Source organism: Pseudomonas sp. Irchel s3a10 (assembly GCF_900187525.1).
Lineage (GTDB): Bacteria > Pseudomonadota > Gammaproteobacteria > Pseudomonadales > Pseudomonadaceae > Aquipseudomonas > Aquipseudomonas koreensis_G.
This window is the reverse complement of the sequence record NZ_FYDR01000001.1, coordinates 680,814-693,568: the sequence shown is the minus strand read 5'-3', so window position 1 is coordinate 693,568 and position 12,755 is coordinate 680,814. Positions and strand designations below refer to the sequence as shown.

Below are 12,755 nucleotides of genomic sequence, written 5' to 3'. Positions count from 1 at the left end.
TTCGGGCGGCCTTTTGGCCGCCCTTTTTTATGTTGATGAGGTTCGTGGGTATTTTCGTCGGGTGTGGACTAACGTCAGTATTTTGATGCGCCCGTTCACTCGATAGACCAGCAGATAGTTCGGATTGACCACCATTTCCCGAGTGCCTGGCACTCGACCGGCCCGGTAACCATAGGGGATTGATGAAAGCCTTTGCGTTGCTGCACCAACCTTGTGCTGTAGAGCTACTGAAGCGCTGGAGTTGTATTGTTCAACGTAATCGATAATGTCAGCCAGATCGTTCAGAGCTTGATCGCTCCATTCAAGCAGCAGCGCGGCGCTTCCTGCGCATCTCTTCCAGCATCTGGTCAAGCATTGCCATAGCTTCATCATGGGGAATGCCAGGGCTGGGGTCATCGAGTGCCTCCTGCACCTTGGCACGAAACCAGCGATCGTAGCTCTCTGCCTCTTCTTCGGATTCGAAGTCAGAGTAAAACGGGGAAAGTAATAAGCTCATTGTGATCTCCATGATCAATCTCAGCAGTTTAAGGGGGAATGGCCCATTGTCGTCACTGGCAGACGAGGTACCCCATGAGCTCTTGAAGAACCATGGGATAACGAAGCCCAGTATCTGCAAGCGCCCCTTTGGAGTCTGCCGGACGTTTCCCTCCGTTGTCCGGCAATCTCGACCGCCGTTGTAGGCCTATTCCTCCACTCTGTTTTTCAGCTTTCCAGCCTACAAATCCGCGCGCACCTTCCTACAAATGCACTCAGAACGCATACGGAATACTCACCTTCGCCCACAACATTTCCCCCTCTGGCCGGTTCTCCACGTCAAATTCCTTGGCCCAGCGAATCTCCGCGCTGGCGTACTTGAGAAAGGTGAAATGCAAGGCCGGGCCAATTGCGAACACCTGGCCGCGCACGCCGTCGTCCACATCCTGCCCGGCGAATTGCACGGTGTGGCCGTACTGTTTGTCGTCGGTGGTCTGCTTGAGGTAATAGCCGTTAAGGCCGAGCATCACATCGTCAGTAATCTTGTAGCTGGCCGAATAATCGAAGTGGAAGATCTGCCCGGACTTGTAGTCGGTGTCCTTGTTCTTCTCGTTGAAGCTGTAGGTGGTCTTCATCGACACTTCGGTCTTGTCGGTCGGCAGCCAGGTGAAGGAGAACAGCGGTTTGTAGGTGTAGAAGTTGTTGCTGGTGTTGGCCAGCCGATCGACGCTGTATTCACCGGTGGGCACGGTGATTTCCACGGCGGCGCCGAGGGTCAGATTCTTGCCCATGTCCCACAGGATGATTGGCGCAATCGTGGTGTCGCCCATGCCTTCGCGGGTATCGCTGAGGCCGAATACCGAGACTTCCTGCTTCAGCCAGGGCTGGGCGATGTAGCCGGCCAGACGCCCGCCGAATACGCGCACCGGGCTCAGGTAATCGATGCGCGGAATGACCGCGGTGGATTCGATTTCGACATTCGGTACCTTGCCGCCCAACGAACTGATGTTGAGCCTGGTCGACTTGTAATGGTTGTAGTAGAGGTTAAACGCGACCATGTTCTGCGGCAGGCTGTCGACTTCCAGCGGCAGCATGAAGAATCCGTCGGTGCCGGGGCCGATGTTGTCGACGCCGGCTTCGGTGGCCAGGGCCGGCAGGGACGCGGTGCAACCGAGCAAAGTCAGTGCCAGACGCAAGGGGAAAGTGGCGCGGTTCGGGCTCATGGCTGTCCTCATTATTATTGTGGTGGGACGTGGCGCCGGTACGCGTAACGTCCGGCACCCTAGAAATAAGCGCTTGGCGCCCGACGGGGCAGGGTATTGGCGGACAGTTAGGGGGGCTTCTGCGGACACTCGGCCAACCCTGTGCTAACTTCCTTCGACATAACCGGTAACAAAAATAACAATCAAGCGTGATCCGGAATGTCAGCCCCCATGAACGTAAAAGTCCAAGACCCCACTTTCGAATTGGCGCTGGTCTCGCCGTTCCTCCTGCAAACCCTCGCTGAAGTCGTGCACAACAAAGGCATCGACCCCGAAAGCCTTTGTCGTGGCCTGGGTTTCACCCTCGAAGATCTGCAGGATCCGGCGCAGCGGATTTCCTATCGCCAGGCCGTGGCGATGATTCAGCGCGCGCTCAAAGTGCTGCCCAATCAGGGGCTGGGGCTGTGGGTCGGCGCGCAGAATGTGTTGGGGACGCTAGGCTTGCTCGGCCACGTACTGTCGCTATGCAAGACCTTGCGCGATGCGTTTGCCCTCGGCATCCGCCACCAGCACACCTCCGGCGGGATCGTGGTGTCCAGCGTCGATGTGATTGGCGATCAGGTACATCTCGATGCCGAATGCCGCTTACCGTTTGCCGATGTGCAGGTGTTCGCCGTCGAAGAGTTTTTTGCCAGCCTGCTGGTGTATGGCCGGGCCTTGGCGGGCAATGAATTCAAGGCGATTGCCGTGGAGTTCGTGCACGCCGCGCCGGATTACCTGAGCGAATACCACCGTTTGCTTGGGCCGGAGGTGCGCTTCGGCTGCCTGCACAATCGCATGCTGATCGACGCGCGATGGCTGGACGTCAACCTGCCCAATCATCATTCGCTGGCGCTGCGTCAGGCGGTGGCGCTGCTGGAGCTGGAAGCGGCGCAGGTGCACCAGAAACTTGATCTGATTCAGGCGGTGGAGCGGGCGATTGCCAGGGACTTGAGCCGGGGCAGTCATATCGAAAAAATCGCCGGCGACCTGAACATGAGCAGCCGCACCTTGCGCCGCCGTTTGACCGAGCACGCGCTGACCTTCGAAGCGTTGCTGGAGCAGGTGCGTCAGGCGCGGACCATGAGTCTGCTGGCCAATCCGGACATGCCGATCGAGCGGATTACCGAAGAAGTCGGCTACAGCGACGTGCGCAGCTTCCGCCGGGCGTTCAAGCGCTGGACGGGGATGAGCCCGAGTGCGTGGCGACAGGATGCAAGCACCGCTTAGACATCGGTCCCCTGTGGCGAGGGAGCTTGCTCCCGCTGGGCTGCGCAGCAGACCCAAAACCTGCCACGCCATTTCTCCAGACACACCATGCCGGCGGGGTTTGCGGGTGCTTCGCCCCCGAGCGGGAGCAAGCTCCCTCGCCACAGGCTTCCGTGCGCCACTCATCAGTATTTCAGCCCCACAAACCCTCCGGCCACAGGTAAACTCCCGCGCACTTTCCCAAGGAGTTCACATGAGTTACTACCAGCCGGGCATTCTCGCCACCCCCGTTCCTGCGCAAGCACGACATCTGTTTTTCGCCCTTGCGTCGGTTGAAGCACTGCCGCAGGCGATCGACAACCTGCTGAACCTGGTGGACGGCAAGTCGGCGGTGGTCGGTTTCGGTGAACCCCTGACCAAATCGCTGAACGTGCAGATCGACGGCCTGCGCAGTTTTCCGGCCATGAGCGGCGTCGGCGTGGAAAACCCGTCGACCCAGCACGCGCTGTGGGTCTGGCTGCACGGTGTCGATCGTGGCGAATTGCTCAATCGCTGCCACGCCTTCGAAGCCGCGCTGGCCCCGGCGCTGCACCTGGTAGACATGCAGGAGGCCTTCCGCCACAAGGACGGCCACGACTTGACCGGCTACGAAGACGGCACCGAAAACCCCCACGATGACGCCGCAATTGCCGCCGCGTTGCTGGGTGAGGGCGCTGATGGTCTGGTCGGTGGCAGCTTTGCCGCGATCCAGCAGTGGCAGCACGACCTCAAGGGTTTCCATAAATTGTCTGCCGAAGACAAGGACAACATCATGGGCCGTCGCCTCAGCGACAACGAAGAGATCGACGACGCGCCAGTCTCCGCCCACGTCAAACGCACTGCCCAGGAAAGCTTCGCCCCCGAAGCGTTCGTTGTGCGCCGTTCGATGCCGTGGATCGACGGCGATCGCGCCGGCCTGATGTTCCTCGCATTCGGTGTTTCGCTGGACGCCTTCGAAGCCCAATTGCGGCGCATGAGCGGTCTGGAAGACGGCATCACTGATGGCCTGTATCGCATCAGCCGGCCGATTACCGGCGGCTACTACTGGTGCCCGCCCATCAAGGATGGCCACCTCGATTTGCGCGCCTTGCGCATCGGCTGAGTGTTTCAAACATAGGGAGTTGAGCATGGATGTGATGCGTTGGGGCATGATCGGTTGCGGCAGTGTCACTGAACGCAAGAGCGGGCCGGCCTTTTACAAGGCGCCCGGTTCGGCGCTGGTGGCGGTGATGGGCCGCCGCCTCGAAGCGGTGAGCGATTACGCCACGCGCCACGGCATCGCCCGGGTCTACACCGACGTCGATGCGCTGATCAACGATCCCGAGGTGGACGCGGTGTACATCGCCACGCCACCCGACAGCCACCACGCGTACAGCCTCAAAGTCGCTGCCGCCGGCAAGCATTGCTGCGTCGAGAAACCGATGGCGCTCAATGCCGGGCAAAGCCGCGAGATGCAGCAGGCGTTTGCTGATGCCGGTCTGCACCTGTTTGTTTCCTATTACCGCCGCTCGTTGCCGCGCTTTGCCCAGGTTCGGCAGTGGCTGGAGCAGGGCCGCATCGGTGAGGTGCGACACCTGAGCTGGACGTTGACCAAGGCCCCATCGGCGGCGGATCTGGACGGCAGCGCCAACTGGCGAACCGACCCGAGCGTGGCCGGTGGCGGCTACTTTGCCGACCTCGCCAGCCATGGTTTCGACCTGTTCCAGTACCTGCTCGGCGATGTCGTCGAAGTCGCCGGTTTCACCGCACGCCAGGCCGGGTTATATGCGGCGGAAGATGCGGTCAGCGCCAGTTGGAGGTTTGCCTCCGGAGCGCTGGGCATGGGTTGCTGGAGCTTTGTGGCGGATCGGCGCGAGGATCGGGTGGAGATCATTGGCAGTCAGGGTCGGATCGCGTTCTCCGTGTTTGACGAGCATCCGGTGCAGCTATTTGCCGATGAGCAGATCAGCCTGGAAATCGCGCATCACGAGCACATTCAGTGGCATCACGTGCTGGGCATGAATGCGCATATCCGTGGTGATTCGCAGCATCCGGCTGTCGCCGCGCAAGCCCTGAAGACCGATTGGGTCATGGATCAGATCCTTAAACGCCACTGATCCACAGATCACAACACAATCTCCCTGTGGGAGGGGGCTTGCTCCCCAAGAGGCCGGCATTGCTGGCATTTCCATCGGCTGACACACCGCCTTCGGGAGCAAGCCCCCTCCCACAATGGACTGTGTGTCGTCGTGTCTAAGGTTATGCCCAAACAATATTTCTCAAACTTGTCATAACGTCTCTAAGATCACGTCATAACTCGTTATAACAAGTGATCCCTGATGACCGATAACGTACTTTCCCTGAGCAGCGTCCCGTTGCACACCCAACTGCGCGATGTCCTGCGCGCACGTATTCTTGACGGCGAATACCCGCAAGACAGCCAGATGCCGTCCGAAAGCGAACTCGGCACGCTGTTCAAAGTAAGCCGCATCACCGTGCGCCAGGCACTGGGCGATCTGCAGAAGGAAGGGCTGATCTTCAAGATTCACGGCAAAGGCACCTTCGTCGCCAAGCCGAAAACCTTTCAGAACGTCAGCAGCCTGCAAGGCCTCGCCGAGTCCATGACCGGGCGCGGCTACGAGGTGATCAACCGCCTGCGCAGCTTCAAATTCATCCCCGCCGACAAACGTGTCGCCGAGCGCCTGCAAGTCGCCGAAGGCGAGACCGTGGCGCAGATCAAACGCGTTCGGCTGATCAACCGCGAACCGATCTCGCTGGAAATCACCTACCTGCCCAAAGCCGTCGGCGAACGGCTGGAGAAGGCCGATTTGGTGACTCGCGACATCTTCCTGATTCTGGAAAACGACTGCGGCATCGCCCTCGGCCACGCTGATCTGGCGATTGACGCGGTGCTGGCTGACAGCGACCTGACCCAGGCGCTGAACGTCGAAGCCGGCTCGCCGATCATGCGCATCGAGCGTCTGACCCACGATGCCCACGGCCAGCCGCTGGACTTCGAACACCTTTACTACCGTGGCGATGCGTTCCAGTACCGCCTGCGGATCGACCGGCAAAAAGGGGCGTGACATGACCCGCAAGACCTTGGAACAGGAATACGACATCGTCGTGATCGGCGGCGGCACCGCCGGGCCGATGGCGGCGATCAAGGCCAAAGAGAAGAACCGCGACCTGCGCGTGCTGCTCGTCGACAAGGCCAACGTCAAACGCAGCGGCGCGATCAGCATGGGTATGGACGGCCTGAACAACGCGATCATCCCCGGGCACTCGACGCCGGAGCAGTACACCAAGGAAATCACCATCGCCAACGACGGCATCGTCAATCAGGCGGCGGTGTACGCCTATGCCACTCACAGCTTCGAAACCATCGAGCAACTGGATCGCTGGGGCGTGAAGTTCGAAAAGGACGAGACCGGCGATTACGCGGTGAAAAAAGTCCACCACATGGGCGCCTACGTGCTGCCGATGCCGGAAGGGCACGACATCAAAAAGGTCCTTTACCGGCAGTTGAAACGTGCGCGGGTGAGCATCACCAACCGGCTGGTCTGCACCCGTTTGCTCACCGACGAGGAGGGCGCGGTCAACGGTGTGATGGGCTTCGATTGCCGAACTGCCGACTTCCATGTGATCAAGGCCAAAGCGGTGATTCTTGCGTGCGGTGCGGCCGGTCGCCTCGGTCTGCCGTCCTCGGGCTACCTGATGGGCACCTACGAGAACCCGACCAACGCCGGTGACGGCTACGCGATGGCGTATCACGCCGGGGCCGAGCTGGCCAACCTCGAATGCTTCCAGATCAACCCGTTGATCAAGGACTACAACGGCCCGGCATGCGCCTATGTGACCGGCCCGCTCGGCGGCTACACCGCCAACAACAAGGGCGAACGCTTCATCGAGTGCGACTACTGGAGCGGGCAGATGATGTGGGAGTTTCACCAGGAACTGGAAAGCGGCAACGGCCCGGTATTTCTCAAGCTCGATCACCTGGCCGAGGAAACCATCCAGAACATCGAGGAAATCCTGCACAGCAACGAGCGTCCGAGTCGTGGTCAGTTCCACGCCAATCGTGGCATTGATTACCGCACGCAAATGGTCGAGATGCACATCTCTGAGATCGGCTTTTGCAGCGGCCATTCGGCGTCCGGGGTGTGGGTCAACGAGCGGGCCGAGACTTCGGTTAAAGGCTTGTACTCGGCAGGGGACATGGCCGCCGTGCCGCACAACTACATGCTTGGCGCGTTCACCTACGGCTGGTTCGCCGGGCACAACGCCGCGGATTTCGTCGCCGGGCGCGAGTTCTCGACGCTGGATGCCGGGCAGATCGAGAAAGAGCAAGCGCGGGTCTACGCACCGCTGGATCGCGAACAGGGGCTGCCGCCGGCGCAGGTCGAGTACAAGCTGCGGCGCTTCGTCAACGACTACCTGCAACCGCCGAAAGTGACCAAGAAGATGCAGATCGGCTTGCAGCGTTTCAGCGACATCGAACGCGACCTCGATCAGATGAAGGCCAACAATGCCCACGAATTGATGCGCGCGATGGAAACCAGCGTGATCCGCGACTGCGCCGAAATGGCCGCCCGTGCGTCGCTGTTCCGCGCTGAAAGTCGCTGGGGCCTGTACCACTATCGCGTCGATCACCCGCAGCGCAACGACGCTGAATGGTTATGCCATTGCCACCTGAAGAAGGGCGAAGACGGCCGGATGACCAGTTTCAAGAAACCTGTCGAGCCGTACATCATCCCGCTCGATGCCGAAGAAATGCAGGCTTACGACCGCTTGCGGGTAGGCGCGTTCGCCGCTTGATGCATCACCAGAGAGAGTCCGAACCATGGCCTATCAAGCCCAGGAAATCTTCTTCCGCTCCAACGCCCCGGTCACCGTGGACGAGGACAAATGCATCGCCGAAAAGGGCTGCACCGTGTGCGTCGACGTCTGCCCGATGGACCTGCTGGCGATCAACCCGGCCACGCAAAAGGCCTACATGGCATTTGATGAATGCTGGTACTGCATGCCTTGTGAAAAGGACTGCCCGACAGGTGCCGTCAAAGTCGACATCCCTTACCTCCTGCGCTGATACAAATACCAGCAGACAGGAGATCCCCTGTGGGAGGGGGCTTGCTCCCGAAGAGGCCGGCATGGCTGGCATCCTTATTGACTGAAACACCGCATTCGGGAGCAAGCCCCCTCCCACACTGGAATGTTGGTAACTCAAAAAGCCATCCGGCATACCCCGGACGCTGGAATAACCGAAACCCCTCGTTTCCCACCGCGCCCTGATCGCGGCGGAGACGAACATCCAATAAATGATTCGAGGGGAAACACACCATGTTGCGTGCAGCACTCGCCGGTCTGGTACTGGCAACCTTCACTCTGTCGGCCTCGGCCGAAACCATCCGCATCGCCATCGGCACCCAGGACACCACCATCAACTGCGCCGCCGGCGGGCTGTTGATTCGCGAGCTCGGTCTGCTCGACAAATACCTGCCGCACGACGGCGCTTATAAAGACGCGAAATACGACGTGCAGTGGAAGAACTTCACCAGCGGTGCGCCGCTGACCAATGAGATGGTCGCCGGCAAACTCGATTTCGGCGCCATGGCCGATTTCCCCGGCGCGTTCAACGGGGTGGCGTTCGAAACCGCCGGCAAGCACAGCCTGTTCATCAGCGTGTTGTCGGGCAGCATCAAGGGCAGCGGCAACGGCATCGTGGTGCCGAGTGCGTCCGGGGTGCAGGCGTTGAGTGAGCTCAAGGGCAAGACCATCTCGGTGCCGTTCGCCTCGACCGCCCACGGCATGTTGCTGCGCGCGGTGGCGGAGCAGGGCTGGGATCCACTGAAAGACGTGAACATCATCGCCCAGCCGCCGGAGGTCGCCGGCTCCGCGTTACAGGCCGGCAAGATCGACGCCCACGCCGATTTCGTGCCGTTCGCCGAGCTGTTCCCCAGTCGTGGTTTCGCCCGCAAGATCTACGACGGCGCCCAGGCCAACGCGCCGACTTTCCACGGCGCGCTGGTCGATCAGGCTTACGCGAAACAGTACCCGGAAATCGTCGTCGCCTACCTGCGGGCGAGCATCGAGGCCAATCAGTTGCTGGCTGCTGAGCCTGAGAAGTACAGCGAGCTGATCGCCAAGGTCACCGGCGTCGATGCCGAGGTTAACTACCTGTTCCACGGCCCGCTCGGCGTGCAGACCCGCGACCTGAGCTGGAAGCCGGAATACCGTCAGGCAGTGGGCACGGCGATCGACACCCTGAAGCTGCTGAAGAAGGCTGATCGCGGCCTCGACCTCAACACCTTCATCGACGATCAGTACATCCGCGCCGCCTTCAAGGCTTCGAATCTGGACTACACCGCGCAACTCGCCAACTACGCGCAAACGCCGTTGAAAGCGCTGGATGCGGCGACCGGCAAAGCGATCACAGACTTCAGCCACGTCGCCGAAATCTGGGTGCGCGGCGAAGCCAAGGTGCGCCGGTACGCCTCGGCGGAATCGGCGTTCACCGCGCTCGCCGCACTGAAGCAGGAAGGCAAAAACATCCGCGCGGTGTATGCCCAGGCCAGTGACAGCGGGATCAAGCTGCTTGCCGATCAGGCGTGGTTTGCCAGCGATGCCAAGGGCCGCTTGAGCGCGTTTCTGCTCAAGGGCCAAGCGCAGCAATATGCGGCGGCGCAGGGCGGCAAGGTTTTCGACTTTACCGATGCCACGACCCAGGCCGTAGCCACCCGCTAACCCGAGAACACCGCGCCCCTCTGTAGGAGCTGCCGAAGGCTGCGATCTTTTGACTTTGATTTTAAAAAGCAAGATCAAAAGATCGCAGCCTTCGGCAGCTCCTACAGGGGACGTGGTGAAAGGAATATTTATGTTCAGTTCTGTTAAGCGCTGGGTTCCAAGGGCTGCTTCTTTGCTGCTCTGCCTGCTGTTCTGGCAACTCGCCGCGAGCCACCACTGGAACCTCGGCCTCGTCACCTTCGCCAACGTCCCAACCCCGCTGGCCGTGATCGAAGCGGCGTTGGGTCTGGGCGACTCCGGCAAGCTGCTGCAGCACCTGAGCGCGAGCCTCGGCCGCGTGTTCGCCGGTTACCTCGCGGCACTGGTGATCGGCATCGCTCTGGGGCTGGCCATCGGCCGCTCGAAATGGGCCGAAGACCTGCTGCTGCCACCGCTGGAAGTGCTGCGGCCGATTCCGGCGGTGGCGTGGATTCCGCTGGCGATCCTGATGTTCCCGTCGTCGGAGCTGTCGATGGTCTTCATCACTTTTACCGGTGCGCTGTTCCCGATCCTGCTCAACACCGTGCACGGCGTCGAAGGCGTCGACCCGCGCCTGATCGCCTCGGCAAAAAGCCTCGGGGCAGGGCGCCGGGCGATCTTGCTTGAAGTGATTCTGCCGGGGGCTGCGCCGAGCATCATCACTGGCCTCGCCATCGGCATGGGCACCTCGTGGTTCTGTCTGGTGACCGCCGAGATGATCTCCGGGCAGTTCGGCATCGGCTACTACACCTGGGAGTCCTACACCATTCAGAACTACGCCGACATCGTCGTCGGCATGCTGCTGATCGGTGTGCTGGGCATGGGCAGCAGCCTGCTGATCAAGCGCTTGGGCGGGCTGTTCACGCCTTGGCATCGACCACGAGGAAAAGCCTGATGAGCGCAATGCAAACCCCCGAAGGGCGGATCGATATTCGCCAGTTGTCGATCGTTCTCGGTCAGGGGCAACAAGCCTTCGAAGCCGTGCAAGGTCTGGATTGCCAGATCGAGCCAGGCCAGTTCGTGTGCATTCTCGGCCCGTCCGGTTGCGGCAAATCGACCTTGCTCGGCGCTTTGGCCGGTCACTTGAGCGCCCACACCGGCAGCCTCAAAGTCGATGGCGGCGAAGTGTCCGGGCCGTCGCCGCAGCGCGGCATGGTGTTCCAGCACCACACGCTGTTTCCATGGCGCACGGTGCGCGACAACGTGGCTTTCGGCCTGAAGATGCGCGGCATCGCCAAGCCTGAACGCCATCGCGCGGCGGATGAAATGCTCAAACTGGTCGGCCTCGACGGCTTCGCGGAGCGCTGGCCCGATCAGCTTTCCGGCGGCATGCAGCAACGGGTGGAGATTGCTCGGGTGCTGGTCAATCGTCCACGGCTGTTGCTGATGGACGAACCGTTCGGCGCGCTGGATGCCTTGACCCGCCTGAACATGCAGGAGCTACTGCTGGACATCTGGACGCGGATTCGCACTACCGTGGTGTTCGTCACCCATGACATCGACGAGGCGCTGTTTCTCGCCGACCGCTTGCTGGTGATGAGCGCACGTCCGGGTCGAATCATCGAAGACCTGCGCCTGGACTTCCCGCGTCCGCGCACCAGCGAACTGGTGACCAGCGCCGAATTCTCTCGCCTCAAGCGCCATTGCCTCGACCTGCTGCGCCACGACAACTCCCGACCGCTGCCGCGCCTCAACCCGCTCGGCCTGCCTCCCGAAAACCCTTTGCCGCGATTTGCCCTATGACCTCATTTTTTGCTGTGACCGACAACGACGACATCCTCGCCCTGCAACCGCGTCTGACCGCAGACGATGCCGGTGTGCGACGTATTGCCCTGATTGAACTGGCGGATCTGGAGGAGCCTGACGGCCTGCTGTGGCTGGTCGAAAGACTGAGCGAAGATCCCGCCGAAGAAGTCCGTGCCGAAGCTGCGCGGCTGCTGGAAGCGTGGGAAGACGAACCGGTGGTGGCTGCGCTGTGTCAGGCACTGACCGATCCGTCTGCGGCAGTGCAGGCCGCCGCCGCGCAAAGTCTGAGCCTGCTCAAAACTGAAGCCGCAGGCCGGGTGATTCTGCCGTGGACCGATCACGCCGCAGTCAGTGTGCGAATCGCCGCGTTCAGGGCTCTGCGCGAGTTGCGTTTCGCCGATGCCGCACCAGCCGCCATCACCGCATTGAGCGATGCCGATGCCAATGTGCGTCGCGAAGCCGTCGGGGTGCTCGGCTGGCTCAAACAGTTGGACGTACTGCCGGCATTGGCGCAACTGGCCAGTGCCGACCCGGACACCGAAGTGCGCCGCGCCGCCACCGGTGCCCTGGGTCTGGCATCCAGCGTTGAGGTGCTGCCGGCCCTGCGTCAAGCGCTGCAGGACACTGCCTGGCAAGTGCGCGAAGAAGCCGCGACAACCCTGGGCAAAGTCGGCCACAGCGACGCCGGCCCGGCGTTGATCGACGCCTTGAACGATGACTACTGGCAAGTCCGCCTGCGCGCCACTCGCAGCCTCGGTCGCCTGCGTTTTGCACCGGCGCTGGACGCCTTGATCGAGACCCTCGGCCATCGCATCAGCAACCTGCGCAAGGAAGCTGCGCTGGCCCTCGGCGAACTGAATGATCGCGGCGCGGTGGCGGCGTTGCAGGCGGCGCAGGACGATGGCGACCCGGAAGTGCGCAAAGCAGTGCGGATTGCCTTGAGTCAGCTGCAATGAATCCGCTGTCAGTGGGCAATTCGCAGCGCCAGCAGACGTTGCGCCTGAGCTGGCCGGACGGCCGCGAATCACTGTTCAATCACGCCGAATTGCGCCGCCAGTGCCCGTGCTCGCAGTGCCGCGCGTTTCGCCTGAAAGGCATGACCCCGCTGGTCGATGAGCGCGTCCGCCTGATCGAAATCAACCCGCAGGGCTATGGCGTGCAACTGGTGTTCAGCGATGGCCATCAACGCGGGATCTACCCGTGGGACTATCTGGCACAGCTCGATTCTTGATGTGCCACAGCCCCTTGTAGGAGTGAGCCTGCTCGCGATAGCGGTGTATCAGCCGACATCATTGTTGAATGACA

Annotated in this window: 14 protein-coding genes; 11 read left to right on the top strand and 3 right to left on the bottom strand. The window is 61.3% G+C overall.

Features of this window, described 5'->3' with window-relative positions:
• Positions 1-27: 27 nt before the first annotated feature.
• From CKW11_RS03065 to CKW11_RS03055, 3 genes are all read right to left on the bottom strand, one after another.
• Positions 28-369, bottom strand: coding sequence for a type II toxin-antitoxin system RelE/ParE family toxin (locus CKW11_RS03065; protein WP_177439977.1), 342 nt, complete (start codon positions 367-369; stop codon positions 28-30).
• On the bottom strand, positions 302-496 hold the full coding sequence (locus tag CKW11_RS03060; RefSeq protein WP_095136765.1) for a stability determinant: 195 nt from the start codon (positions 494-496) through the stop codon (positions 302-304). Before CKW11_RS03060 ends, CKW11_RS03065 begins: the two co-directional genes overlap by 68 nt.
• Positions 497-749: 253 nt before the next feature.
• A complete protein-coding gene (locus CKW11_RS03055; protein WP_095136340.1) occupies positions 750-1,697 on the bottom strand; it encodes a transporter in 948 nt (315 codons plus the stop codon).
• A 210-nt stretch (positions 1,698-1,907) separates the two neighbouring features.
• Here CKW11_RS03055 and CKW11_RS03050 point away from each other — a divergent pair, with 210 nt between their 5' ends.
• The 11 genes from CKW11_RS03050 (at position 1,908) to CKW11_RS03000 (ending at position 12,681) form a co-directional block, all read left to right on the top strand.
• The gene (locus CKW11_RS03050) at positions 1,908-2,945 is read left to right on the top strand and encodes an AraC family transcriptional regulator (protein ID WP_095136338.1); all 1,038 of its coding nucleotides are present in this window, start codon (positions 1,908-1,910) and stop codon (positions 2,943-2,945) included.
• A 232-nt stretch (positions 2,946-3,177) separates the two neighbouring features.
• Positions 3,178-4,065: a Dyp-type peroxidase gene (locus CKW11_RS03045; protein ID WP_095136337.1), complete on the top strand. Its 888-nt coding sequence runs from the start codon at positions 3,178-3,180 to the stop codon at positions 4,063-4,065.
• Positions 4,066-4,090: 25 nt separating this feature from the next.
• Complete coding sequence (locus CKW11_RS03040; RefSeq protein ID WP_095136331.1) at positions 4,091-5,059, top strand: Gfo/Idh/MocA family protein; 969 nt, start codon at positions 4,091-4,093, stop codon at positions 5,057-5,059.
• Positions 5,060-5,281: 222 nt separating this feature from the next.
• Positions 5,282-6,028 carry a GntR family transcriptional regulator gene (locus tag CKW11_RS03035; protein ID WP_095136329.1) on the top strand — a complete coding sequence of 249 codons (747 nt, stop codon included), beginning with the start codon at positions 5,282-5,284 and terminating at the stop codon, positions 6,026-6,028.
• Position 6,029: 1 nt separating this feature from the next.
• The gene (locus tag CKW11_RS03030; protein WP_095136327.1) at positions 6,030-7,760 is read left to right on the top strand and encodes a fumarate reductase/succinate dehydrogenase flavoprotein subunit; all 1,731 of its coding nucleotides are present in this window, start codon (positions 6,030-6,032) and stop codon (positions 7,758-7,760) included.
• Between the two features lie 25 nt (positions 7,761-7,785).
• Complete coding sequence (locus tag CKW11_RS03025) at positions 7,786-8,031, top strand: ferredoxin family protein (protein WP_003225615.1); 246 nt, start codon at positions 7,786-7,788, stop codon at positions 8,029-8,031.
• Positions 8,032-8,282: 251 nt separating this feature from the next.
• The gene (locus tag CKW11_RS03020) at positions 8,283-9,686 is read left to right on the top strand and encodes an ABC transporter substrate-binding protein (RefSeq protein ID WP_095136325.1); all 1,404 of its coding nucleotides are present in this window, start codon (positions 8,283-8,285) and stop codon (positions 9,684-9,686) included.
• 130 nt (positions 9,687-9,816) lie between these two features.
• Complete coding sequence (locus tag CKW11_RS03015; RefSeq protein ID WP_095136323.1) at positions 9,817-10,599, top strand: ABC transporter permease; 783 nt, start codon at positions 9,817-9,819, stop codon at positions 10,597-10,599.
• A complete protein-coding gene (locus CKW11_RS03010; protein WP_095136321.1) occupies positions 10,599-11,447 on the top strand; it encodes an ABC transporter ATP-binding protein in 849 nt (282 codons plus the stop codon). Before CKW11_RS03015 ends, CKW11_RS03010 begins: the two co-directional genes overlap by 1 nt.
• Entirely contained in the window at positions 11,444-12,406 is a 963-nt protein-coding gene (locus tag CKW11_RS03005) for a HEAT repeat domain-containing protein (RefSeq protein ID WP_095136308.1), read from the top strand. Before CKW11_RS03010 ends, CKW11_RS03005 begins: the two co-directional genes overlap by 4 nt.
• On the top strand, positions 12,403-12,681 hold the full coding sequence (locus CKW11_RS03000; RefSeq protein ID WP_095136306.1) for a DUF971 domain-containing protein: 279 nt from the start codon (positions 12,403-12,405) through the stop codon (positions 12,679-12,681). The genes CKW11_RS03005 and CKW11_RS03000 overlap by 4 nt, the downstream gene beginning before the upstream one ends.
• Positions 12,682-12,755 lie beyond the last annotated feature (74 nt).